Origin of the sequence: Providencia sp. CIM-Carb-044, from assembly GCF_033901115.1 — a bacterium.
Lineage (GTDB): Bacteria > Pseudomonadota > Gammaproteobacteria > Enterobacterales > Enterobacteriaceae > Providencia > Providencia hangzhouensis.
Genome location: NZ_JAXADV010000006.1, coordinates 36,243 through 62,361, shown reverse-complemented (window position 1 = coordinate 62,361; position 26,119 = coordinate 36,243). Strand labels below are relative to the sequence as shown.

General features: G+C 40.4%; 22 protein-coding genes. 16 read left to right on the top strand and 6 right to left on the bottom strand.

What is annotated here, in order from left to right:
• Nucleotides 1–52: 52 nt before the first annotated feature.
• The 12 genes from SJ312_RS13145 to SJ312_RS13090 all read left to right on the top strand — a co-directional run bounded on the left by SJ312_RS13145 (nucleotide 53) and on the right by SJ312_RS13090 (nucleotide 14,905).
• Entirely contained in the window at nucleotides 53–634 is a 582-nt protein-coding gene (locus tag SJ312_RS13145; protein WP_210848421.1) for a Bro-N domain-containing protein, read from the top strand.
• Nucleotides 594–1,511: a Rha family transcriptional regulator gene (locus SJ312_RS13140; protein WP_319867925.1), complete on the top strand. Its 918-nt coding sequence runs from the start codon at nucleotides 594–596 to the stop codon at nucleotides 1,509–1,511. The genes SJ312_RS13145 and SJ312_RS13140 overlap by 41 nt, the downstream gene beginning before the upstream one ends.
• Before the next feature lie 100 nt (nucleotides 1,512–1,611).
• Complete coding sequence (locus tag SJ312_RS13135) at nucleotides 1,612–1,800, top strand: hypothetical protein (protein ID WP_319867924.1); 189 nt, start codon at nucleotides 1,612–1,614, stop codon at nucleotides 1,798–1,800.
• Nucleotides 1,801–1,867: 67 nt separating this feature from the next.
• A complete protein-coding gene (locus SJ312_RS13130) occupies nucleotides 1,868–2,695 on the top strand; it encodes a trypsin-like peptidase domain-containing protein (RefSeq protein WP_319867922.1) in 828 nt (275 codons plus the stop codon).
• Nucleotides 2,696–2,798: 103 nt separating this feature from the next.
• On the top strand, nucleotides 2,799–6,281 hold the full coding sequence (locus SJ312_RS13125) for a tape measure protein (protein ID WP_319867920.1): 3,483 nt from the start codon (nucleotides 2,799–2,801) through the stop codon (nucleotides 6,279–6,281).
• Nucleotides 6,282–6,296: 15 nt separating this feature from the next.
• Nucleotides 6,297–6,530 carry a hypothetical protein gene (locus SJ312_RS13120; RefSeq protein WP_318558869.1) on the top strand — a complete coding sequence of 78 codons (234 nt, stop codon included), beginning with the start codon at nucleotides 6,297–6,299 and terminating at the stop codon, nucleotides 6,528–6,530.
• Nucleotides 6,531–6,583: 53 nt separating this feature from the next.
• A complete protein-coding gene (locus SJ312_RS13115) occupies nucleotides 6,584–6,937 on the top strand; it encodes a phage tail protein (protein WP_061064230.1) in 354 nt (117 codons plus the stop codon).
• The gene (locus SJ312_RS13110) at nucleotides 6,934–7,638 is read left to right on the top strand and encodes a phage minor tail protein L (protein ID WP_061064229.1); all 705 of its coding nucleotides are present in this window, start codon (nucleotides 6,934–6,936) and stop codon (nucleotides 7,636–7,638) included. The genes SJ312_RS13115 and SJ312_RS13110 overlap by 4 nt, the downstream gene beginning before the upstream one ends.
• Nucleotides 7,638–8,363: a C40 family peptidase gene (locus tag SJ312_RS13105; RefSeq protein WP_319867916.1), complete on the top strand. Its 726-nt coding sequence runs from the start codon at nucleotides 7,638–7,640 to the stop codon at nucleotides 8,361–8,363. Before SJ312_RS13110 ends, SJ312_RS13105 begins: the two co-directional genes overlap by 1 nt.
• Nucleotides 8,360–8,833 carry a tail assembly protein gene (locus SJ312_RS13100; protein WP_081095929.1) on the top strand — a complete coding sequence of 158 codons (474 nt, stop codon included), beginning with the start codon at nucleotides 8,360–8,362 and terminating at the stop codon, nucleotides 8,831–8,833. Before SJ312_RS13105 ends, SJ312_RS13100 begins: the two co-directional genes overlap by 4 nt.
• A 7-nt stretch (nucleotides 8,834–8,840) precedes the next feature.
• Complete coding sequence (locus tag SJ312_RS13095) at nucleotides 8,841–13,505, top strand: phage tail protein (protein WP_319867913.1); 4,665 nt, start codon at nucleotides 8,841–8,843, stop codon at nucleotides 13,503–13,505.
• 71 nt (nucleotides 13,506–13,576) lie between these two features.
• A complete protein-coding gene (locus tag SJ312_RS13090) occupies nucleotides 13,577–14,905 on the top strand; it encodes a hypothetical protein (protein WP_319867912.1) in 1,329 nt (442 codons plus the stop codon).
• 714 nt (nucleotides 14,906–15,619) lie between these two features.
• Here SJ312_RS13090 and queF read toward each other — a convergent pair.
• The gene (gene queF / locus SJ312_RS13085; RefSeq protein ID WP_110591283.1) at nucleotides 15,620–16,465 is read right to left on the bottom strand and encodes an NADPH-dependent 7-cyano-7-deazaguanine reductase QueF; all 846 of its coding nucleotides are present in this window, start codon (nucleotides 16,463–16,465) and stop codon (nucleotides 15,620–15,622) included.
• Nucleotides 16,466–16,610: 145 nt separating this feature from the next.
• Between queF and syd the strand changes: the two genes are divergently transcribed.
• A complete protein-coding gene (syd, locus tag SJ312_RS13080; protein WP_110591284.1) occupies nucleotides 16,611–17,171 on the top strand; it encodes a SecY-interacting protein in 561 nt (186 codons plus the stop codon).
• 467 nt (nucleotides 17,172–17,638) lie between these two features.
• Here the strand turns inward: syd and SJ312_RS13075 are convergent, their stop codons facing one another.
• Entirely contained in the window at nucleotides 17,639–18,535 is an 897-nt protein-coding gene (locus tag SJ312_RS13075) for a DUF535 family protein (protein ID WP_110591285.1), read from the bottom strand.
• Nucleotides 18,536–18,790: 255 nt separating this feature from the next.
• Here SJ312_RS13075 and SJ312_RS13070 point away from each other — a divergent pair, with 255 nt between their 5' ends.
• The 3 genes from SJ312_RS13070 to SJ312_RS13060 are packed head-to-tail and all read left to right on the top strand — an operon-like array spanning nucleotide 18,791 to nucleotide 20,366.
• On the top strand, nucleotides 18,791–19,126 hold the full coding sequence (locus SJ312_RS13070; RefSeq protein WP_004257526.1) for a YqcC family protein: 336 nt from the start codon (nucleotides 18,791–18,793) through the stop codon (nucleotides 19,124–19,126).
• 7 nt (nucleotides 19,127–19,133) lie between these two features.
• A complete protein-coding gene (gene truC, locus SJ312_RS13065) occupies nucleotides 19,134–19,892 on the top strand; it encodes a tRNA pseudouridine(65) synthase TruC (RefSeq protein WP_110591287.1) in 759 nt (252 codons plus the stop codon).
• Nucleotides 19,893–19,913: 21 nt separating this feature from the next.
• Nucleotides 19,914–20,366: a flavodoxin gene (locus tag SJ312_RS13060; protein ID WP_004257522.1), complete on the top strand. Its 453-nt coding sequence runs from the start codon at nucleotides 19,914–19,916 to the stop codon at nucleotides 20,364–20,366.
• A gap of 83 nt (nucleotides 20,367–20,449) precedes the next feature.
• Here the strand turns inward: SJ312_RS13060 and SJ312_RS13055 are convergent, their stop codons facing one another.
• The 4 genes from SJ312_RS13055 to map all read right to left on the bottom strand — a co-directional run bounded on the left by SJ312_RS13055 (nucleotide 20,450) and on the right by map (nucleotide 25,684).
• Nucleotides 20,450–20,830, bottom strand: coding sequence for a DUF3461 family protein (locus SJ312_RS13055; protein ID WP_004908747.1), 381 nt, complete (start codon nucleotides 20,828–20,830; stop codon nucleotides 20,450–20,452).
• A gap of 419 nt (nucleotides 20,831–21,249) precedes the next feature.
• Nucleotides 21,250–22,077 (bottom strand): 2,3,4,5-tetrahydropyridine-2,6-dicarboxylate N-succinyltransferase, encoded by an 828-nt coding sequence (gene dapD / locus SJ312_RS13050; RefSeq protein ID WP_144141028.1) that lies wholly within the window; start codon nucleotides 22,075–22,077, stop codon nucleotides 21,250–21,252.
• A gap of 63 nt (nucleotides 22,078–22,140) precedes the next feature.
• Complete coding sequence (glnD, locus tag SJ312_RS13045; protein WP_187710090.1) at nucleotides 22,141–24,777, bottom strand: bifunctional uridylyltransferase/uridylyl-removing protein GlnD; 2,637 nt, start codon at nucleotides 24,775–24,777, stop codon at nucleotides 22,141–22,143.
• A gap of 109 nt (nucleotides 24,778–24,886) precedes the next feature.
• Nucleotides 24,887–25,684 carry a type I methionyl aminopeptidase gene (gene map, locus SJ312_RS13040; RefSeq protein ID WP_036957992.1) on the bottom strand — a complete coding sequence of 266 codons (798 nt, stop codon included), beginning with the start codon at nucleotides 25,682–25,684 and terminating at the stop codon, nucleotides 24,887–24,889.
• Between the last annotated feature and the right edge of the window lie 435 nt (nucleotides 25,685–26,119).

The following is a 26,119-nucleotide window of genomic DNA, read 5'->3' as shown; positions in this document are numbered from 1 at the left end:
CAAACAGTATGAGGCCAGTTGCCAAATAAACCCTTCGACAGGAATAAATGACATGAACATTGTAGCTAAAAAAGAATTGACTTTCCAGAGTGTATCAATGGCTGTAGTTAATATTGGTGGTTCTGTCTGGTTATCATCAAGTGATTTAGCAAAAGCGCTTGGGTATAAAAGTCAGAAATCAATTACTAATTTATACAACTCGAATGCTGACGAGTTTTCACCACAAATGACTCAGGTCATTGATTCAGTGACCTCAGGAAATTATAAGAAAAAACAAAGGGTTTTCTCTTTACGTGGTGCGCATCTGATCGCAATGTTTGCAAGAACATCAGTGGCAAAATTATTTAGAAAATGGGTATTGGATATTCTAGATAAGGAGGTTGAAAAGGTTGAATTAGTTAAACCAGTAACACAAAGAGAAAAGGACGCGCATAACATTAATGCTTTAGCTAAACACTATGATGTTTTCTACAAAGCATGGAAAGAGAGTATTTACCCGATGCTGAGAAAAATGGAATCACCTTTAGCTGGTAATTTAGTGGATAGATTTCAAGATGGATATGCGTTTACGATGATTTTAAAACGAGAATTGAATGGACGGTTATCAAATGGAGAAGTACCAAGGCTGTTCTAAAACAGAAAAGCCAATAGCTGCAACTATTGGCCAATCCCAAACTAAACCAGAAGGAAAAGTTTCAATGAACGAATTAACATTAGCATCAAATGAAACAAATGTCACTATGTCGAGCCGTGAGATTGCGGAGTTGACAGGTAAAAAGCATGCAGACATTTGTCGCGATATTCGCGTCATGCTTGCTGAAATGTATGAAGGTAATGAAAAGGACTATATCCGTAACGCAGATTTGCTTTACCTTACAAATCATAGTGTTAGTTGTGTTCATTATGATGAGTCAAATCCTAACGCGTGGGAATACTTGTTAGACCGATATCACTCCGAAATTTTAGTGACTGGTTATGATGTTAAGCGCCGTGCAGCAGTTATTAAGCGTTGGTATGACCTAGAAACAGGGAAGGTTAATCCAATGGCTGCATTGAATGATCCTGAATTCTTGCGCTCAACATTACTGACTTATTCAGAAAAAGTTATTGCACTCGAACACACAAATAAAGAACTGAGCAATAAAGTTGAATGCATGTCAAACCTGTTCAAAGAAGGCATGACGCCAACACAGTTCTGTAAAATGCTTAATGGTGTAAATACTCAACAAGTTCAAATGTGGTTGGCAGAACGCAATTGGCTATATAACGAGAGTAAATCAGGTAAAAATGTTCGCTGGCGTGTTGCTTCATATGCTCGTGATAAATACATGACTGAAAATCAGAGTGAAATTAATCCTCATGGGTACGAACCATTTATTAAATATCAGCCTGTATTATTGAAGAAAGGCGCTAAACGCATTTATGACCTTTATCTTGCAGGTGAGTTACCAATGAAAAAGAATTGGGACGGATTATTTACTCACGATAAAGAGTTTAAAGCTGTAGCCTAACCCACACATAGCCCAAGGATGGGCTTGTAATCCAGATCACACATTACGCCTCTTGATTGAGGTCTTTTGCTTTGTATAAATTAAAACTTATGAGGTAATTATGAATAAAATCATAATGGATAAACAGAACGGTTTTATCAGCAAAACTGATGCAAATAGTATTGGTATACCACTTGAGGGTGGTGGTGTTTTTATTGAAGACCCACATTTAACGAAAATATTTTCAACTATAACTGCAAGAATCGTGGAATTAGAAACGAAGGTTCAAGAGTTGAGCAAAGAAAAATAAGTCGTGTATTGATTCTTGGTTGATGCGAATATTATAGAAAAGTTAACTCATTTCTATAAGGCACAATATGGATAATGTGAAAAATCTATTAGGGCATTTGTTACACTGTACTGTGCGAATTCATTGTGAAAACACTGATGGCACAACATCAACAGGGACTGGATTTGTATTTGGTTTCGAAAGAAAACAGGGTACATTTTTAACAGTTATAACTAATAGGCATGTGTTAAAAAAATCAAATGAAATCAGAATAACCCTGACAAGACTAAAAGAAAAAGGAAAGCCTGATATTGGAAAGCATAAAGTTATCATCTTTCAGGACGCCAGTGATTACTGGCATGGGCATCCAGATAATGATGTTGATTTAGCTTTGCTTCCATTAGCTCAGGCATTGAATGCCTCAAAAAAAGAAGGAGATGAATTTTTCTTCACAATACTTGAACAAGAATTTATAGCCAAAGACGAATTACTAGAAAGCTTATCTGCATTTGAAGATATAGTGATGATTGGATATCCCAACTCCTTATGGGACAAAATTAATAATCTACCAATTATCAGAAAAGGTATAACAGCGACACACCCGAGAATTAAATACAACGGTAGACCTGAATTTGTAATTGATGCGGCTTGCTTTAATGGTTCTAGTGGATCCCCTGTATTTTTAGCTAATATTGGCAACTATATAGATAAAAATGGAGAGATCACAGTCATAGGGATGAAGTCTGGAAGCTATACAACGCCAAAATTAAATGAAAAAAAGGATAGTGACGGCAATGACGTTTTGTTTCTCGATGATAAATCGTTAGGAATATTATTTTCCAAACATGCAGGTATTTTTAATGTGGTTTATTCTGACAAGTCAGGGCAATTATTAATGAATTGTAAATTAAAATAGCATAAATATAGAACTAATTATGGCCCTGCCGTTTGGCGGGGTTTTTTATTTTAGCTAAAGGCCTCGTCGCGTTGACGGGGCTTTCTTTTTCTAGGAGAAAGAAATGTCAACGAATCTAGGCGAGATAGTATACGACGTATCGATGGATGTTCAGCAGCTTTTAACTTCACAGAGAACTCTAGAACAGAGGCTCAATAGAATGGAGTCAAGCTTTAACAGCACAAGCACTGCAATAGATCGCACAAACAAGGCGATGCTATCTCTATCTAAAGTGGCAGTAGCGTTAACAAGTTATCTCTCTGTTAAGTCTGTAGCCGACTACGCGGAAGCATGGACAACATTAAACAACAAACTCTCTAACTCGATTAGAGAGGGGGAGTCTTTAGTTGATGTCACTGAGCGAATATTTAATATTTCTCAAACAACTCGATCAAGTTTAGATGCAACGGCAACTCTATATGCTCGCTTAGAAAGAGGAACAAGACAGTACAATACGTCAGCTCAAGATCTAGCTAAACTCACGACAATAATCAATCAGGGGTTTATTGTTTCCGGAGCAACCGCGCAAGAGGCTGAAAATGCCATCATTCAGTTATCTCAAGGCATTGCTTCTGGCGTGCTGAGAGGAGAAGAATTTAACTCTGTATCCGAGCAAGGAAGTCGTTTAATGGTCGCTTTGGCTGATTCTTTAGGTGTTGGAATTGGCGAGCTGAGAAAAATGGCAGCAGAAGGAAAGTTAACGACAGATGTCGTTGTCAATGGCCTTTTATCTCAAGGTGACTCAATCGGCAAGGAGTTCGCAAATACAACTCAGACGATGTCTCAAGCAATGCAAGAGGCTGGGAATAACATCACAAAGTTTTTTGGAGAGTCATCAACAATAAAGTCATTTGTGAGTGTATTCAATGATTCTGTTGTAACAGTAAGTGAAAACCTGAGCGCATTGGCTGGCGTATTAACGTTGCTAGCCTCAGTGCTAGGCAGTAGGTTTGCTGGCGCACTAGCGATGGCAGCAAAAGGGAAAATACAAGCAGCTATAGAATCAAGAAATTTAGCCATAGCGGAACACAGGCTTGCATCATCAGCAGAATTAACAGCCGCTGCAAATTTAAGAGCAGCGTCAGTAGCTAAAACAAGAGCGCTAGATGAAGTTAAGCTAGCGCAACAAATGAGAGCAACTGCAACAACAGCCGATCAAGTTGCAGCAGCAGAAGCTAGGCTGTCGGCAGCAAGAAGAAACGCTGCTCCAATAGTAAATAGGTACAACAGATTGTTATCTGAGCATAGATTAGCCCAAGCGGAAGCGGCTGCGGCGGCGTCAAGGGCTAGCATTACGATTGGCGGCGTACTGAAAGGTGCGCTTGGGTTGGTTGGTGGACCAGTAGGATTTGCAGTTTTGGCGGCGTCAGGCTTGTTCTATTTTAGCCAAAAGGCTCAGGAAGCTAGAGATAGTGCGAATAGCCTAGCGGACGGAGTAAACGGGCTTATCCAAAAATTCAAAGAGATGACGCGAGCTCAAATTGGAGAAGAGATAGGTAAAGCAAACAAACAAATACCAGAGTTGGAAAAATCACTAAAAGAAGCTCAGGAGCGGTTTAAAAAACTCACATTTAAAATAGAGGGTTACAACAGAGAAATCGAAAGGTTTGGGTTAAGCAGCAGAAGAGGAAGGGAGGCATCTGAGGCTCTAAATATCGTTTTGAATGATCAGAAAATTGCTGCGAGTGAGCTTGAAAGGGCACAACAAAGGTTATCTCAAGCCAAAAACTTTGTAACTATAGCAACAGCAAAATTCAATGGCGAGCTAAGAGAAGGTGTTGAACTATTATCTTATGAAGCTAAAACTCTATTACCTAGTGGAAGCGCTGCGCTAAGACAGTATGGCGTAGATTTGGAGAAAGCCACAAGAAGCAAGCAAAAATTCAATTCTCAAAGCTTGATGCTGGATTATGGCGGCGAAAAAGGGGAGGAGTTAAAAAAGAAAATAGAGAGGGATTTGGCTTTATCTAAGCTTGATGGTGAAGCAAAAGTTGAACTTCAAGTCAGGTTCGCCGCTGAAGATGCTGGGATTACAAGCGAGCCAGCAATTCAGGATCTGATAGATAAAGAGAAAGAAAAATATAGGAATGAAAAGAAAAAAAGAGAAACCATAAAAGACACAAAAAAAGCGGCTAGTGCGGCTGCGAAAGAGGCGACAGAGGCAGAAAAGCTCAAGAAAAAAATAACTGATCTTGCTGATGCGACAAAAGTTGCAGCGTTAGAAGCTAAGGGTTTATACAGAGACGCTGCAATTGAAGAGGCAAAGCTAAAACTTGGAACAAAAGCCACGGAACAGCAGATTGCAGAAATATCTGAGCTTGCTGGAAAGGAGTTCGACTTAAAACAGGCCATCAAAGATAGGGAGGACGCTTACAAGCAAAATTTAGGACTACAAGCTGCAAGAGAGCAGAAGTTAGCATTAGAGCAACTAGATAGGCAACTTAACGCTAATCTGATCACAGAAGAAATGTATCATAAACGTAAATATGAAATTGCTTCTGAATACGCTAACAAAATCGCAGAAATTAAAGTCAATAGCACAGTCAATTACATTGAGGAAAACCGCGCTAAATTCGACCCCGTCCAAGCTTTAGCAAATGAACAAGCTAAAAAGCTGGTGATGATGGAGAACTTCCACAAACAAGAGCAGGCGTTACTTGAAGAGGCTTATGCAAAACAGCAAATGACTCACGAGCAGTTTACTGCCGAAAAAGAGGCGACAGATGCTCAGTATTTAATGTTGAGGACAGCTTCTCAGAACGAATTCAACAAGCAGATGACCGAGGCGGGATGGCAAATACTGAGACAGCAAAATCTCGGTTTTGAAATGCTCACAGGCGCTATTGATTCGTTTTCCGGTAACGCATCCAATGCTCTTACAGGCATCATTACTGGCAGCATGTCAGCAGAAGAAGCCCTTCGCTCAATGGGAAGCACGATATTAAACACACTTGTAAACTCGTTTGTGCAAATGGGTGTTGAGATGGTGAAGAACTTCATTTTATCTCAAACGCTCGGCAAAGCATCAGCGATGGCAGCAGCCGCAACAGCAACAGCAGGAGGAGCGGCAGCATTGGCAGCATGGACTCCGGCGGCGATAGCAGCATCTATTGCGACATTGGGTACTGCATCAGCGACAGGGGCGACGGCATTTCAAATTGCGATGGCCGGTGGGCAGATGGCAAGTAAGCTTTCTGGCCTTGGCACTCAAGCAGTGGGCATGGCATTTGGCGGAGGGCGTGAAAGCGGCGGCCCAGTATCAGCGGATAAATATTACCGAGTCGGTGAAAATGGCAAGCCTGAAATCTTCAAAGCCAGCACTGGCAAGCAATACATGATACCGGGTGATAATGGGCGAGTGATATCGAATAAAGATATCGGCGGCGGCTCTGGCTGGGGAGCAACAATATATCAAGAGAATCATTTCACTATTCACACAACTAACGGGATAGATGATGCAACAATGAAGAAAATGCAAGAAATGATGAAAACCACTGCATTACTTCAAATCAAAGACCAAAAGCGCCCGGGTGGAATGTTAAGTTAATAAGGAGGGGTAGTTATGAGCAATCAACATTTAGAAGCAGTGATCAGTGAGTTATCAGCACAGGTCACACGTCAAAGCATTCAGATCGCAGAGTTACAAAAACAGCTCACTGACATGCAAGCAGCAATGAGCTGTGAATTTGGTGCGCTAAGTGCTGATATACTTCGAGTTCACGCGACACTTAATTCTAATGAAGATGCATATCAGCGTATTCTTTCGACGCTACAGGCTAATTGTTGCAATCAGTAGATTTACTATATAAGTCATAAGCTAATTTATTTCAGTTCTAAAGGAGACTAGTTGTGACCCCAATATTCAATTGGGTGCCTCAGAAAGATTTCACTGTCACAGAAACCCCCAATGTATCCGTTGTTACCTTTGGTGATGGCTACGAGCAGCGCCAGCAGAAAGGCATTAATCCCATACTTTCTAAATATTCCGCACTAACTTTTATTGGTGTCGATGGGCTATGCGGAAAACCGAATGTAGCAAAAGAGGTTAGGTCTTTTTTGAAGGCGCGAGGGGCGGTGGAATCTTTTTTATGGACACCTTCCGATACAGGGCTACAAGGGCGCTATGTTTGCCGTAGTTGGTCCTATTCGAAAAACGGAATAATTCACAAACTAACGGCAGATTTTGAAGAGGTGACCCGATGAGAAATATCCCGAAAGAAATGATAATTCCCACTGTAGATGCCGGAGTTACAGCGATACTCGATTTATTTGAGTTGAATTTACAAAACCTAGGTGGGGATATTATTCGTTTTTATGGTGGCGTAAATGAAAATTATGAAAATCTAATTTGGCAGGGGAAAGAATATCAGGCCCATGTAATCAAAGCGGAAGGGTTTGAGTTCAAAACATCAGGGGTATCGTCAAAACCAACGTTAACAGTCAGTAATCTATTCGGCTTTATGACAGGTTTGAATAGTGACTTTAATGACATTGTTGGCGCTAAATTAATTCGCCGACAGGTGCCAGCGACAGCGCTTGATGCAATTAATTTCAAAGATGGCAACGCAAGTGCAAACCCCACATTAGAGGCGGTGTCATGGTATATCGTTGATGAGATGATAGAGGAAACAGCCGAGCAAGTTACTTATGCTTTGGCATCACCCTCTGAAAGTGATATCGCGATTATTCCAGCTCGCACAATACTTGCTGATGTCTGTACATGGGTTTATCGCGGGGAGGGCTGCCGTTACACTGGAAAGCCTGTTGCTGATGAGTTTGATAAGCCAACATCAGATCCACTAAAAGATAGATGTTCTCATTCCAAAGCAGGTTGTCGACTACGCTTTCCAAAACCCGAAGTATTACCGATTGGGCTATTTTCGAATAGTAACAAGGTGGGTTAATGCTAGAACATGAGTGCATTAAATATGCGTCTGAGAGCCATTTAGAGCAGTGTGGATTGATCATTGATAATTCGTATTTGTTTAAATGTAAAAACTCGCACAGTGAGCCAGAGAAGCATTTTCGCATTAGTGGCGGGGATTGGTCGGAGGCTGAAAAGCTAGGAGAGGTAACTGCTGTTTTTCATTCCCACCCTCAAGTGAATCTTAGGCTATCTGCCGCAGACAGAAAACAGCAACTCATGACGGGGCTTGACTGGTGGCTTGTTAGCGATAATAGATTGCGTGTATTTGAGCCTGTTCCTCATCTCCTTGGTAGACATTTTGAACATGGAATTACGGATTGCTACACGCTGTTTAGAGATGCATATCATTTATGTGGCGTCGACTTGCCCGAATTCGAAAGGTCTGACGGCTGGTGGCTGCGGGATGAAAATTTGTATATCAAAAATCTCCCAGAAAATGGCTTTTATCAAGTCGAACTCTCGGATATTCAACCACTCGATATCATCATTCGTTCGCCATTTTACGGAGCGAATCCAAGCCACGCCATGGTCTACCTTGGTGACAACATTGCAATTCACCACGATTGCGCGGGGAATTTAAGCCGAAGAGAGGCTCTAAGGCAGGGGCACTGGCACACGACACATTCCATTTGGAGGTATGAGAAATGGTTAAATTTGAATTCGGAGGGCATCTTCGAAGATATTTTAGCGACCTCAATATGAGCACAGACAGTATTAGCCGAGGATTGCGAATATTGTTTGGGCAAGATATAGAATTTAGAAAAGCGTTTACACAATCTCAGATGCATATCAGCATTAACAATCAAAACGTCCACCCTGACGAATTATCATTTCATTTCGAACGAACGTTACCCGATAACACAATTGTTAAGTTTACTCCCGTAGTGGAAGGGGCTATAGCAGGAGGTATCGCAACGTGGGTTGTTGTTGGACTTGTCGCAGCTTCTATTGCTTTGTCACTTTATACATTATTCAAAACACCTAACAAACCATCATCTACTGACGCACAGTCAGACAAGATAACAAACAACTCATTTTCCAGCGCTGAAAACCTTGTTGGTCAAGGTAGGCCAGTTCCTATTTTACTGGGGGAAATGGTGGTGGGAAGCAACGTGATATCGCTGGGTATCGATACATCAAACAACCAAGATTGGGATATTTCAATAAGTTGAGGTCACTATGTCGTCAGGCGGCGGTAAAGCAAAAACTCCTATACTCCTTAATGATAATTTAAAGTCAAAGCAATTTTTACGTGTGCTTGATTTGATATCAGAAGGGCCAATATATGGGCCAGTTGATACAGAGCATATGTCATCAATCATGCTCAATAAGACGCCCGTTACAAATAAGAATGGCGATATTAGCATCAATGGCGTTGCTGCTGCGTGGAGAAACGGAAGCGAGTATCAAGAGCCGATAAATGGTTTTGATTACTTAGAATCTACCGTAATGGTTAACAATGCGGTAACAAAAGAGACACCACTAGTTAGAACGATAACGAATCAAGAAGTTGACAGAGTTCGATTAAATATCGGCGTCAGTAGCTTAGTTAAAACAGACTCAAGCGGTAATCAGGAAAACAGTTCCGTACAGATGGCGATTGAAGTTAAGTCGGGTAACGGTGGGTATGTCACACAAAAAATCGTCACGATAGGCCCCAATAAAATATCAGGAGAGTATTTAGAATCTCACATTATTGAAGCGCCAGAGCAAAAGCCTTTTGATTTACGAGTACGAAGGATTACCGAAGACAGTAACTCAGATTCATTGCAAAACGGCACTATTTGGAATAGCTACACTGAAATAATAGATGATCGGTTGTCATATCCATTCTCGGCTATTGTCGGCGTGGTTATCGACAGAGACCAGTTTAAAGATACTCCCACGCGCAATTATCACTACAGAGGGTTGATTGTTGACGTGCCCGATAACTATGACCCAATCAATCGCACTTATAGCGGAGTTTGGCTTGGTGGTTTCAAGCAAGCATGGACTAACAACCCTGCATGGCTTTATCGAGCACTGATAAAAAATAATAGATATGGACTTGCAAAAAGAGTTGGCTTTGTTGATATCGATGATGGTCGATTATATGCACTTTCTCAGTTTTGCGATCAGCTTGTCAATGATGGTTATGGTGGAAAAGAACCAAGGTTTACGCTCAACGCATATCTAACAAGCCAAGAAAAAGCCAAGGTTATCTTAGATAAAATAGCCTCGTCACTTCGAGGCTCCTCAGTCTGGGATGGGTCTTATTTTTCAATGCTTATCGATATGCCATCAGACCCAGTAGCACTTATCACTAATTCAAATGTTATTGATGGTAAGTTTACTCGAAACTCAACGCCGAGTGACGAGCGCTACAATGCTGTGATTGTATCGTGGGTTGACCCCAATAACGGGTGGGAGACATCAAAAGAATATGTTGCAGATGATGTATCGATTGCGAATGACGGATACAAAGAGACGACAATAGAAGCCTTCGGATGCACAAGCCGAGGCCAAGCTTATCGAGTCGGTAAGTGGCTGCTTGAGACTTCCTTAAGAGAAACTGGGCGAATCTCGTTTTCAATGGCTCGTGATGCTATCTCATTTATGCCGTGTGATATTGTCGAAATCGCTGATAATCAGCACATAGGCACACGAGTTAGTGGGCGCGTAATTTCAAGGAATAAACGCATTATTACCGTTGATGCGCCGATTGAAATTAACGAACAATCAATTACGTTCTCTATGATGGGGGCGCACGGTAAACCTGTTAAATTCGATGTTGATTACATTGATGGAAATAAAATTCACTTACTGTCAGAGCCTGAATATTTCAAAGAACATTCCCCTTTTGTTATTTCGGCCAAAAATCTTAAAACAAAACTCTATCGTATCACGAGTGTGAAAGAAGAAGAGGCCAATGGCAAATATAAAATATCAGCAGCAGAGCATAACCCGAATAAACAAGCGATTGTTGATGAAGGGGCTGTGTTTGATCAACCCACGAATACTATTAATGGCTATCGTGCACCATCAATTGAGCGCTTGCGTGTAATTAGCGTCAATAGCCCAACAGTACAGACCACGGTTGCATGGGAATCATCAACAGTTACAAAAGATTTATCATTCGAGGTTCGAGTGTATAGCAACAGCGGCAACGTTGTGTTTGAAGATGAAACAGACCTATTTAGCTATAATTTCTTCGGATTGAATGCGGGAAATTATTTTGTCGGTGTTAAAGCTAAAATAATTAATGGGATGAAGGGCGCAGAATCTCAAATTGAAATGAATATAGGCGCACCACCAAAACCTACTCATATTCAAATCGACTCAATGCACTTTGCACTAAAAGCAACACCGTATATTTCAACTGACAACTCAATTAATACAGTGTTTGAGTTTTGGGGAAGTGAGCAAAGAGTAAGTAATGTTGCCGATATTGAGACTAAAACCAAGAGATTAGGGAAAGGTTCATTTTGGATAAAGGATGGACTTAAAGAGGGGCAGGAGTATTGGTTTTATATTCGCTCTATAAATCCTTTCGGTGTATCTGATTTTGTAGAAGCTACAGGAAAACCAGATAACGTTATTGCGGAGGTGATCGACGAGCTGGGCGACACCTTCCTCACCAACGAAGCTGGAAAGCAGATGCAAGAGCAGATTGACTTTAGCAAAGAAGCGATTGCAGAGCTTGAGCTTGATGCTATTGATGTGAAGCAGAAAGTTGTCAGCATTGACAGAGATGTTGAAGCGGTCAACGAAGCGGTGATGATGAACACCAAGTTCACGACGGAAGTACATTTCAGCTTGAAAGAAGAGGTTGCTGATAGAAAAGCTGAGATATTCCGCATTGAGCAAGTGCAAGTCACTGACAGAGAAGCGGCGGCGCGCTGGCAAGAGCAAATCACCGCAAAAGTCGATTATAACGCATCTGAAATCCTGAATATTAAGGATGCTCAGTCGAGTTATGAGAAAGCAACAGCGCAGCAAATCAGTCAAGTGAAAGCTGATGTAGATGGCGTTAAATCACGCGTCACAACAGTTGAGACAGCAACTAGCGACTTAGAAAAAGCGCAAGCTAAATTCGAGCAATCAACGACAGCTGAATTCGGCGAGATGCGCGGCTATATCACGCACTTTGAGACGTCATTGTCAAATGTGGAGCTTGCAGTTTCAGAAGCGATTATGCAGACGACAGCTCAAGTGAATCAGCACAGCTCTGAGTTGCTACAGTCGAAAGCGGACGTCAAGCGTATTGCGAATGCAACTGCGACGAACGAAAAAGCAACGGCTGAGCTAGCAGAGAGCGTGAAAGCGCAATTTGAAGAGGCGCAAGCTGAATTTGTTGATGTACGTAAGTCAATCGCAGAGAAAGACAAAGCGCAATCTGAGCGCACAGAACAACTTCGTGCAGAACTCGGCAAAGATATCAATGCTAACAAAGAAGAGTTATCTAACATCAATGCGGTAGTGACTCAGCACACCGAGTCTATTGCGACACTTGAGGAAACGACAACTCGGGTTGAACAGACGCAACAGAGTCAGCACGAAGAGACCCAAGCGAGCATTGGTAAGTTAACTGAAACAACGGCAAATACTGATAAAGCATTAACGGAGGCAAAAGAACAGTCAAAAGCACGCTTTGAAGATAATGAAGCATCAATCAATCATATCGAACAGACGATGAGTAATGAAGAATTGGCGCAAGTTGAGGCTATTGGTCAGCTAACAGCCCAGCAGAACGTGCAAGGTACGGAAATCTTACGTGCTAAAGCGTCAATTACTCGCATTGATAAAGTTGTTGCTGATAACCATCAAGCGTATGCACAATCTTTTGAAAAAATTGATGCTCAATTTGACAATCTAAACTCAAGCATTACAACTCTCAAAAAAACGGTATCTGATAATGAGAAATCACAAGCGGAGGTTAACGAACTCATTAAATCAGAAATCGGTGAGAATAAAGCAGCAATTGAGAAACGAGCGGAAACTTCTGTAGATCAGCAAGGGAACTCTCGCGCTTACTTCAGCATTAAAGCGGGGGTATTGCATAACGGTCAATACTACGATGTTAAAATGATGATGAGTGCTCATTTTAAAAACGGGCAAGTTGTCACTCAAATCGCTTTTGCAGCTGATGAATTCATTATTTTCAATAATGCCAATGGTCAATTTGTTACCCCTTTTGCAGTCGTTAATAACCAAGTCTTTATTGGCGCAGGTTTTATTCAAGATGGCTCAATTACAAATGCTAAAATCGGTAATGTCATTCAATCTAATGATTACAAAGCAGGTGAAAAAGGCTGGCAGATACCTAAAAATGGCAATCCAGAATTTAATGACGGGATATTCAGGGGGAAAATTTACGCGACGGATGGGGATTTTAAAGGAACTGTTCATGCCGAAAAATTCATAGGTGATGTCGCAACAGGTACAATCTATGAATCAGTTTCAAAGCAGTTTTATAAAAACAAAGATATCTCAGTTGAAACGTCAACAACTTATATAGGGGGACTTCCTTACGACGTTGATTTAATCATGCCGACAATGCACTTCTCATCTGAGTATATTGAACACGCATTGAAGGGTGATTTTTTTATAGATGTATTTGCAAATGGGGTTAAGCAAGTTGTCACAGTCACAACTACAGGTGTAACACAAGGAAATGGGGCTTATAACAGGTCATGGTCTGCTATAGCATCTTGTTATGTTAGAATCCCGAAAATGCAAAAAAACACAAAAATCACAATACGATTATCTGCGCGCAGCACTGGTGGTGATAATTCATACATCACACTAAGAGCGAGTCAATCCCTTGTTTTAGCGTGTAAAGCAAACCCATCTTCATTTTCATGACCTAACAAATAACTAAATCACACTAGGCCGCTTAATTGCGGTTTTTTGTATCTAAATTTCGGAGAATCAATATGTACAACATCGGTACAATCACCACCACAGCCAATAGCAATAAAGTAACCGGCACAAGTACAAAATGGAAAGACAATAACTCACGCGTATCAGCGGAACAGATTATTTTAATTGTAAACGGCAACACCGCTTACATTAACAGTATCCAATCTATTCAAAGTGACACGGAATTAACGTTAGCTTTCCCAGCGCCAGTGGCAGTAAAAAACGGGGCATATAATATTCTCACCACGATGGTGAACTCGGTTTCTGATGCCGCAAACAAGATTGTAGCAATGAACGTTGCGAATGTGCAGTTCAGCGATATCTTAAATCGATGGGCGACAGAAAGCGGTACGATTACAGTGACGTTGCCGGATGGTACGACACAGCAACTGAGAACGGCGAAAGAAATGGATAAGCTGCTAGATGGGAAGTTTGACAAATCAGGCGGAACCATTACTGGTGATGTGACTTTCAGTAAGAACGCAGTTAAGTCTACTAAAGGGACGCACACCTTGCCTGAAAAATCTGGCACGCTAATGCAAGTTGGGGATTATGGTGTTGGAGTTAGCTTGGTTCAATCCTCTGAAAACCACACATCAACAGAGCTTGGCTGTGGTTTTTATGCTATGCCGGGTAGTGCGAGTGCTAATCCATGGGGGGGTAATGGCTCTGCGCATATAATTAACATACGCAACAATGCTTACGGATTCCAAATCGGAAGAACTACAGGTAATAAAAATTTATATTTTAGGATTTTAACTAATGGTGAGTTTAACCCCGTTTCAATGTTGTATTCAACAGGTAACACCACCAAAGACTCAAACGGCAATCTAAAAGTCGCATCACCGATTATTAAAGTGTTTGCTGACCACATCGAGACTAACGATGAATCTGAAGGTGCAACAATGGAGCACCTAGGTGTTGGTCATTATCTGATTAAGGGTGCCTTAGGGTTTAATGCTGATGGTGCATGGGGTATTAATAACGGTATTGTTATCCCACAGGACCACAATGGTAAAAATATGGTTCTTGTTGATTATGATGTTAGAAAAGATGGTAGCATTGAGCTGTTTGTCTTTCATCAACAGAACGCGGATATGCCAGAGCGCTTCCAAAATAAACGCATTAAAGACTTTGATAAGGATGGTAATCCTATCTACTTTGAAAATTACGAGCCATGCGATATCCCTGAGGGGCGCTGGATAGATATGCGTGTCGAAATGCCGGAGGATTCTATCTACAACCTCAAACAAGCAGGAGCCGAGCGATTGGCGAAAGAGGAGGCGGAGAGGCAAGCGGAGGAGGCTAAGAACGCCGAAATTGAAGCCGAGGAAGACATCTAATCTTCTTTGCTGTACTCATACCTCCGCGGAAATCTCTTACTCACTGAGTTAGATTTGCGAGATTGTGCATGATTATTCTACTTTCTTGCGTGTGATTTATCAGCAGAACTGCTTAGATAACTTTCTATGGACTCAATTACTGGAGCTCTTTTTGGTTGCTCTATCTGGCAGTACAAAGATGAATTAGAAAGTAAGAGTATAAACTCATTGATCGAAATAGCCTTGCCATCTATCTCAGTTTTATAGAAAACATAGATACGTGATTGTTCAGTGTGAGACGGCTCTCTATTTTCATTGATGCAAGTAAGTGCGAGTAAGATAAGTTGCGTACTGGTCATAAACCCTCCAATAAAGTCTGGAGTTAATTATAAGCAGTCAGGCAATGGCGCGATATCAATATTGGTCGTAATGTTATCAGATATCACTGTGACGAACTGTGCCGCAAAAATGAGAGGTGAGGGGTTAATTACCCCTCTTTTTCGTTCGAAATGAAGGGGTAACTTATTGATTCATTTAGAATGAAATGTAGTGTTTTGTAGTATGAAAAATGAACTGATAATAAATTAAGCTATTGATATTTAATGCTTTTTGTTGCTTTGGTAACCTAATGGACTGATATGAGTAATCAAGTAGTACTCCTTTACCCCATGGGTTCTTGATATGTGAATTGTACTGCAAATGTATTAATTACACTTACTTTTCAACTATATATACTTATTGTCGTGATAAGCGACCTAGTTCTGGCGTGAATTCTTCATTACTACGCCATGGGTTTATATCAAGCCCTCCACGGCGAGTATAGCGTGCATAAACACTTAATTTTTCAGGGTTACACAATTGCATAATATCAGTGAAAATGCGTTCAACGCATTGTTCGTGAAACTCATTATGATGGCGAAATGAGACCAAGTAGCGTAATAAGGCTTCACGATCAATTTTGGGTCCACAATAGTGGATCTGCACAGAGCCCCAGTCAGGTTGGTTGGTAATTAAACAGTTTGATTTTAATAAATGGCTCACTAACGTTTCGTCAACAACTTGTTGCTGGGTGCTATTCGCCAAATAATCTCGATTAAACTCATAATTATCAATATCAATCTCTTGTTCATCAATACATTCGCCAAGTAATGGCTGGATAGGTTGATGAGCAAAGTGCTCTAATTTATGAAGTGTAACGCTTACTTGGCCATTAGCACAGCGGCTTAAATCATTTTGCAAAGCGCTTCGCACATTTTCCCAAGTTTCAAAACGTGTTTGGTTAAAACTATTTAGGTAAAGCTTAAAGCTCTTAGATTCAATTAAGTTTTCGCTATTTGCATCAACACTAATCGAGCCTATTGCTACTTGGGGAACACCGCGCTGATTTAGCCATGAAAGCTCATACATTGTCCAAATGTCAGCACCGTGAAATGGAAGTGCTTTAGCGTGAATGGCTAAAGGGTCACGATTTAAGCTACGAGGGACAGCTTGTAATAATGTGGCATCATACTGATCATGATAATCCGTTTTCTTTCCAAGAGTTAAATTATTAAGTGCGGGATTATTCTGGTAGTGTGACATATAGGTCCTTATACTTCATAAACTGAAAATGAGGCTAATAGGTAAAATTGGGATATTTTCTTCGTCTGTGAACTTCTGTCATAATACCATTTATCGACAACATTGACGCCTTTCTCTTTAAATTGACGACAAAAAACACATAATTATGAATACTTCACATTCTGCCGCACTACATAATTTTACTCAGAAATATATTTCACAATGGCACCAACAAACGGGGTTACCTCCCGCCTCAACAGACTTATATGGTATTCCATCGCCATGTATTGTCCGCACAGGTGAAAACTGGGTTTACTGGGAACCTCAACCATTTCCAATAAAGGATGCGAGCTTAGATAAAGTTGCGACAGCATTGGAGATTAATTTACAAGGTGATATCCATGCTTTTTATACTGCACAGCTTGCTGGCGATATGAAAGCCACATTTCGTGATATTACGTTGAGTTTAGTACAGGTGTGGAATGAAGATGATTTCATCCGTTTGCAAGAAAATTTAATTGGTCATTTAGTGACTCAAAAGCGTTTAAAACTATCACCCACGCTATTCATTGCAACGTTGGAATCAGAGATTGAAATGATATCAATGTGTAATCTCACGGGGGAAATTATATTAGAAAAATTTGGTAGTCAGGAAAGGCGTGTACTTTCTTCGAATTTAACAAGTTTTCTCGATGAGCTAGTGGTTGTTGTTGAGCCTCAGGGGTAAGTGTTTTTAAGCGGGTTTGTGTAAGTAAATGCCTACAATTAAGCTAAGTAATTTCTTAAAAAATGTTCTTTATATTGTAATGATAATTATTTAACTTTTAATTTCATGGCGTTACTATCTGGTTTGTACTTTTTGCGTATTTTTACCGTGTTATTGTTTATTTTGCTAGGTTGTTTCATTAATAGATTTAATGCATTCTTATCGCGCTGGACAGGGTAAACTCGTTTAGCTTTTTATACCTTCATGTGAGGTGTAAAAATTTTTTAAAACAAGGCGATGGAACGCGATTAGGTGATAAATCTATAAATTTGTTTTAATCAACAGGATGTTGAATGACGGGAAGTCATTTGCAGGATGCGTAAATTTTAAAGTATGAGCCAGTCAGCTTCGGTTGACTGGCTTTTTTAGTTAATACCTATTGTAGCGGGGTGATTTAAAAAAATTAAAGGTACTTTAATTTATTTAAATCAATGTTCTAATCTAATTGAATTTTTAGTTAGCGAAGCAATAATACCTTGGGTCATGGAATCGCGTAGCGCTTCTCGGCGGCGAAATTCAGCACGACGCTGGCTTTTCACTGACTCTATATCTCGTACAGGTTCTTGAATAGGTAATTGGAACCAACCATCAGGTGTTTTCGTGGCACCGCATTCTTGCCAAAACGTATCATAGCTTGATTTCAAATGCTGGCTCTTAATATGACACTGGTTTGAAATTCCTAATATTGATTTTACATCAAAGAAGGCTGCTACTGCATAAACCGCTGACATTAATAAATTTTTGGGCCTCATACCGTGCATTTGCTTAGTTATCAACCTAACTTGATCGACACTTTGTTCAGTGGAAGGGCCTTGCAAAGAGCACACGTACAATTGTCCTTCTGGGCCGAAGGAAAAACTCATTAAATAAATATCGTCACCGGTCTCATTTCTCAAGTGTAAAGTGAGGTCGCCTTCTCGAGGGTATTGAGAGTAAATCAATGTTAATTGAGCGAACTCTCCTGATTTTAATTCAATGTTTGCCACGAGAAGCCCTTCTCGCTTAGCAGAAAACATAGCTTCAATAGCTTCGGGCTTGAATGTACTTTCAATTAAATTGAGCGTGTAGCTGGCGGTTGATAGTTTTTGTTTTCCGCTCCAGCTTTTATGTAGATACTTATTTATAGGGCGTTCGATAAAATGAGGAACGCCTTCAATAACTGAAGAAAATTGCGCACTACGGTAGTTTTGGCACATAACTTGATAATGCTGATATTGTGACGAAGGCAGCTTTGAAATGCGTATTTTTCTTTTTAATTCAATATAGTTAGAGTTTAAAGCTTTCCAGACTTTATTTTCCTTGCGCCACTGTTTTAGTCGTCCCATAGATAAACCATTTTGTTGTTAATTATTCTGTAAGTACTAAATTGATAAAACATTTAATCTTACATGTGCTATCTGCAACAAAATATAAACGAATCTTATTAAATGAGTTGTTCGATTAATAGCTACGATAATAATTATTATCGATATGCAAAATAAATAAACTTGTATTTGCTGAGGCTTAACCCCATGTATCCGACAGAATTATGATAGAAAATACCGTATATTTGCTGCAGCCATCACTAAATGAGTTTAAGTATGAATATTGAACAACGTATTATTGAGAAACTTCGTCACTTAGAAGAGGAAATGAAATTAAAATCTCTTTGGAATGAACAACCACCTTCACCCGAGGCTTTTAACAGCGTAGAGCCTTTTTGTATTGATACGATGGAGGCTATAGAGTGGCTGCAGTGGATTTTAATACCTCGTCTACAAATGTTAATTGAACAAGGGGCTACGCTGCCAACTAATTTTGCGGTCGCTCCTTATTTTGAAGAAGCGTATAAGCATGATGAAGAAGAACAATATACTCTACTTATCAATTATTTGCGTGAGTTAGATGGTTTTTTCTCCACTAAGACCTGCGGGTAATTTATTGATGCTGGAAATTATTTATCACGATGAATATATGGTAGCGGTTAATAAGCCTGCTGGTATGTTAGTGCATCGCAGTTGGCTGGACAGTAAAGAAACCGTATTTGTGATGCAGACACTACGTGACCAAATTGGCCAGTATGTTTACCCCATTCATCGCCTCGATAGGCCGACGTCAGGTATATTACTATTTGCGTTATCGAGTGACGTCGCAAGGCTGTTATCGGCTCAATTTGAAAACCATCAGTTAGAAAAAGTGTATCACGCTGTCGTTCGCGGTTATTTAACCGAAGAGCAAACCATCGATTACCCGCTATTAGAAGAGTTAGATAAAATTGCGGATAAACATGCATCACGTGAACCTGTTTTACAGGAATGCGTTACCCACTGTAAACCGATAGTGACAGTTGAATGCGCTATTGCGATTGGGCGATATGAAACATCAAGATTTAGTTTAGTTGAGTTAAAACCTGAAACTGGCCGTAAACATCAATTGAGAAGGCATATGTCTCATCTTCGTCACCCTATTATTGGTGATAGCAAGCATGGAGACTTACGCCAAAACCGAGGGGTGAATACGCATTTTTCAGTGTCTCGCCTGATGTTACATGCCAGCTTATTAAATTTAAATCACCCAATAACAAAAGAAAATATATCGTTAGTGGCTACGTGGGATACACAATGGTTATCATTAATTGAGCAATTTGGATGGTCAGATACAGTTGCAAAATTAGGGATAAACGTTATTAACTCATCAAGTTAACTATGAAATAGAGGGAATGTTATGTCAAAAATAGGCATTTTTGTTGGAACTGTCTATGGTAACTCTTTAGCTGTTGCGGAAACAGCACAAGAAATTTTAGAGCAGCAAGGGCATGAAGTGGTTGTTTTTGATGAGCCCACCTTGAGCGATTGGCAACTTTATAATTCAGGTAATGAAATTGCACTTATTGTGACTTCGTCTACAGGGCAAGGGGATATACCAGATACCATCGCTCCGTTATATAGTGAAATCAAAGATGTTGTCGGTTATCAACCTGATTTACGTTACGGAATAATTGCTTTAGGTGATAGCAGTTATGAAAGTTTTTGTGGAGCGGGTATTCGTTTCGATGAATTGTTAGCTGAACAATCAGCGACCCGTATTGGTGATATTTTATTTATTGATGCAATTGAGGTGGATGTTCCTGAGGAGTTTGCTAAGCCTTGGGTTGAAGCATGGGCGGAGCTGCTTTAAATGTCTGCACCGTAGTATTACCTATATTAATGATAAATATTGGCAGTGCTACGGCGCAGTAAATTAATCATTTCACCTGTAAATTATTTACGGGTCAATTTTTCTAGATCTGCTTCAATTTCTGCGATCTTATTTGAAACCACATGTTCAAGATGGCGTAAGTCATCGAGAATTTTGTGTTTTAAATCAATGTCAGTTTGATCTGTTTGGCAAATTTGATCTAGTTCTTCAATGGCGTAACGTAGGTTAGTATTAATTTCATTAATTTCTTTGAAATTATTATTACCATCCGCAATAGTTTTACGCTGGCGCGGGTATTTAAATTTTACGCTTTTAGCGAAAAACTCCCCTTTATCTTTGCGAAAATAAATTTTTAAAATGTCATTATTCGCTTCTTGGCGTAAGGTATAGCGGTCAATATCTTGAGGGTTACTGATGCCTAAACTTTTCAAATTATCGTACATGTTAGCTCGCTTTACTGTAGAGACAGAGTCGGTGAACAAAGTGATAGTGTGAGCAGGCCGTAACAATATCGGTCTATTTCTCGTTAGTAAGTTATCTATCCCATTCGTTTGGGTGATAGATTGAATGATGTTATTACACAAACAGCATCATTATAATGAAAAATAAAATAATACAGTTTTATTAGAGGTAAACGGCAAAAGCCACGGACATATTATGCGCGATTTGTAGAAATTGACAAACTTCTCTTTGCAATTAATGCGCTAATATTAAAAAGTAACACTGATATGGCCACCCGAGTTGCATACGGGGGTATGCGATTCGGGATAGCTTTAGTTTTTTAACCTAATTACAGTGGCTCACTATAAAAGTTTATTATAAAAACCAGTAACAGGTTTGGCGTGAGATTTTAGGCGTTTAATTACTCATCAATCGTTCTTAATAATTCATTAATACCCACTTTACCGCGAGTTTTCTCATCAACTTTTTTTACAATGACGGCGCAATACAGGCTGTAGCGACCATCTTTAGATGGCAAATTACCTGAAACAACTACGGAGCCAGCAGGGACTCGGCCGTAATGAATTTCACCTGTTTCACGGTCATAGATTTTGGTGCTTTGCCCCAGATAAACCCCCATTGAAATGACGGAACCCTCTTCAACAATCACCCCTTCGACCACTTCAGAACGAGCACCAATAAAGCAGTTGTCTTCAATAATTGTTGGGTTAGCTTGTAATGGCTCTAATACGCCACCGATCCCTACACCACCAGATAAATGCACGTTTTTACCAATCTGTGCACATGAACCAACGGTTGCCCATGTATCTACCATTGTGCCTGCATCGACGTAAGCACCAATATTGACATATGACGGCATTAATACGCTATTTTTAGCGATATAAGCGCCTTTACGAACAGCGGCAGGAGGAACGACTCGGAAGCCTTCTTTTTCGAAGCGAGCTTGGTCATAATCCGCAAATTTCATTGGAACTTTATCGAAATAACGGCTTTCTGCACCGTCAATCACTTGGTTATCTTGAATGCGAAATGATAACAAAACAGCTTTTTTCAGCCATTGATGGGTAACCCAAACACCGGCAATTTTCTCAGCTACACGTAATTCCCCGCTATCGAGTAATGCAATGGTATCTAACACGGCTTGTTTTACTGAGTTTGATACCGTATTTGGTGTGATACTGGCTCGCTCTTCGAACGCTTGTTCAATGATCGCTTGTAAATGCTGCATTGATTGTATTTTCCTCTTGAATGTTATAAAAAGTGAACGTTCACCATGAAAATGTAATGGACGCTATATTTTATCCTTCGATTTTAGGGCCTCTGTCAACCTTTCTGATAACTCTTGTTGCATATTTTTAGTCAACGCTTTGTGTTCCTTATCAGCTAAAACAAAGAAATCTTCCACTTTTTCGCCAATTGTCGTGATGCGTGCGCCATATAGAGAAATTTCCATTTGAGCAAAAATATGACCGATGCGAGCCAATAAACCTGGTTGATCTAAGGCGAACAGTTCCATATAGGTGCGACGGTCGTTGGTGGAATGTAGAAAATTGACTTTTGTTGGCACGGTAAAGTGACGTAATTTTGACGGCAGAGTACGTGGCTTAGGCAGTGATATTTCTGGTTGCTGAACGGCTAATAACAACATTTTTCGGATGTGGTCGTATCTGTCTTTGGATAGAGGGTTACCGTTAGGCTCAAGAACGACGAAGGTATCCATGGCCATATTGTCTTTGTTAGTAAAAATTTGAGCACTGTGAATGCTTAAATTTCGCCGATCCAATTCGCTGGCGACAGCGGCAAATAAATGGGGTTTATCATGGCACCAAATAAAAATTTCTGTTCCGCCATGTTTAGGTTGTGTGCTGATTAATACCAAAGGCTGGCTCAAGTCATGGGCTAGTAAGTGCTTAGCATGCCATGCTAATTGGGATGGCGTATGACGTAAAAAATAATCGGCATGGCAGCGGGACCATAACCCCTGCAGTTTTTCTTCATCAATTGATGATTGGCGTAGTAATGATAAAGCTTGATAACGATGATGACGAATGCGTTCGCGTAAGTCAGGGGTGCTCTGCATGCCTTGATTTAATTGATGCTCTGTAGATAAAAAAAGTTCACGAATTAAACTTTGTTTCCAGCTATTCCACAGTGTGCTATTTGTCGCGCAAATGTCTGCAACCGTTAAACACATCAAGTAGTTAAGCCGTGAAACAGTTTTAACTTCCCCTGCAAATTGTTTAATAACATCGGGGTCTTGAATATCACGCCGTTGAGCTGTCACCGACATCAATAAGTGGTTTTTAACCAACCATGAAGCTAATTCAGCTTCTTTGACAGAAAAATCATGCAGTAAGGCAAAATCATAAACAAAATCAGAGCCAAGGTCGGAATGATCTCCTGATCGGCCTTTAGCTATATCGTGAAAAATGGCAGCTAATCGTAAAAGTTCAGGCTGCAATAATTTGGGATAAACACTGACACACAGTGGATGATCACGACGATTTTCTTCTAACGTAAAGCTATCAATTTTTTGCAGTACGCGAATAGTGTGTTCATCAACGGTATATGCATGAAATAGGTCGAACTGCATTTGACCAACGATATTGCTCCAGAGTGGGGTATAAGCGCTCAGTACACTATGAAGGTGCATTGGGACAAATGCACCTTTGATGGCGCGAGGGTGGCGTAGAATTTTGATAAACAGTTTTCGGGCTTCAGGGATTTCACATAATGGCACTGAAAGGTTGCGCCGCGCATAACGTAGTTGCCGTAAAGTAGTGGAATAGATCCCTGTAATATTTGGGTAGCGAGCCATTTGGTAAAACATTTTTAAAATAGCGGCTGGCTGCTTGATAAATAACTCTTCATCAATAACGTCAATCAATGATCCACGTAATTGGAATAGAGAATCAATAGGACGGGGCTTTTCGTTGGGGTTAAGCGTTAAAATAGCTTCATCAAATAACTGCAATAGCATTTGATTGAGTTCCCGAACACGGCGAGTGACGCGATAGAAATCTTTCATCATTCGTTCAACGGGTTGGTTTTTTTCGCCTTCATAACCCAGTAACCGAGCCACACTAAACTGGCGGTCAAATAGCAGTCGATTATCATGACGTTTCACCACTAAATGGAGCGCAAAGCGAATTTTCCATAAAAATATTAGGCACTCTTTGAGTTCTTGGCGCTCTTCTTCAGTGAGAAAACCAAAACCTACCATTTCATCGACGGTGGTTGCACCAAAATGACGCCGCCCGACCCATAGTAAGGTATGGATATCCCGTAATCCCCCGGGGCTACTTTTAATATCGGGTTCTAAATTATAGCTAGTGCTATGGTAGCGTTGATGGCGTTCTTGTTGTTCTTCAATTTTTGCAGCAAAAAAGACCGCGGAAGGCCAAAAATCATCGCTAAAAATAGTTTTTTGTAATTGTAAAAACAGGGCGACATCACCACAAATTAACCGTGATTCAATGAGATTAGTCGCGGTGGTTAGATCTGCATTTCCGGCTTCAATGCATTCAGCGAGGGAACGGACGCTGTGGCCGATATCAAACCGCAAATCCCATAATAGAGTGATAAATTGCCCAATTTCACTAGCGATGTGTTCTGGAAGCTGGTTTTTACTTAAAACTAAAATATCAATGTCAGAAAGTGGATGTAGTTCATGGCGCCCGTAACCCCCAACGGCGATTAGTGACATATCAGGCTGCTTATCAAATTGAAAGGATTGCCATAATCGAGTGAGTAACGCATCAAGGTAATCACTTCGCAAGTGAATAAGGTCGACAACATCTTTACCTTGGTTGAAAGCCTCTTCCAGCCACTGATCGAAATCATCGACATGTTGTCTTAATAAATTAAGTTCAAGGTCATGAGTACTAAATTGATTAGGGGGGAGGTAGGAAGCTGAATTTACAGTCATCTTTATCTTTCCATATTGATAGCAATAGGGGGGTAGCTACCAGCTTACGGTTTTTTGATAAAAATGAACAGAGGAAGAGCCTTCGGTTAGGAAGGCTCAATGGAGAAGATTATTCGTTAACTAATACTGCAGAGATAAACGGCTCTTCTTCTTTACGTAGAGTGAGGATTTCACAGCCGTTATCCGTCACAACTAACGTGTGTTCATATTGTGCAGACCAACCGCGGTCTTTGGTTTTAACTGTCCAGCCATCTTTCATGGTGCGAATACGGTGATCGCCTGTATTGACCATAGGCTCAATGGTAAAAGTCATCCCTTTTTGTAGAACCACGCCACTGTCGTCAGCATCATAGTGCAGAACTTGTGGTTCTTCATGGAAACCTTGGCCAATGCCGTGGCCGCAATATTCACGCACAACTGAGAAATCTTGTTTTTCGACAAACTCTTGAATGGCTTTACCTAAAGTACGTAAGCGAATACCCGGTTTAACCATTCGGATTGCTAAATATAAGCTGTCTAGTGTGACTTGGCAAAGGCGCTCACCTTGAATGGTTGGTTTACCAACAATAAACATTTTGGAGGTATCGCCATGGAAACCATCTTTAATAACGGTGACGTCAATATTAACAATATCGCCATCTTTTAAGATTTTATCATCACTAGGAATGCCGTGGCAGATGACATCATTGACAGAAATACAAACAGATTTAGGAAAACCGTGATAATTCAGGCACGCAGGGATAGCTTGCTGTACGTCAACAATATGTTGATGACATAGGCGATCTAATTCACCCGTACTAACTCCCGGCACAACGTGCGGAGCAATCATTTCTAACACTTCCGCTGCTAAGCGGCCAGCAACACGCATTTTCTGAATATCTTCTTCAGTTTTGATAATAATAGCCATGAATTTAGTCCATTCATGCCAACATTGAATTTGATGGCATGTTAAAAAAGAGGGGGAAAATAGGTAGCCCATTTTACATCGATGAGATATATGGTAACAGCCACCGCATTTTCTGCCAACTAGCTATCGAGCGGACTCGAAAGTCGAAGTCACTTTATAGTAGATAAGGAAAGGAGTGGAGCTTGTTCATTTTGAGCTTTCAACAGCACAAAATGCAAAAAAATAGTAACGAAGACCATCTAGAAGGTATTGCAAAAATAAGGCTTTTTTATCTTACCGAATAGCGTCTATAATTGACCTGAGCAATGGTTAAATATTGCTCAGGTCAATGGCTTTAAATCAAAACCACTTTTAGGCATTTTTGTGAGCGAAAAAAGCAACAAAAGTTGGCTTCTAGGTTGGTTTTATGGTATAAAGCGCGCCGGCAATCCATTT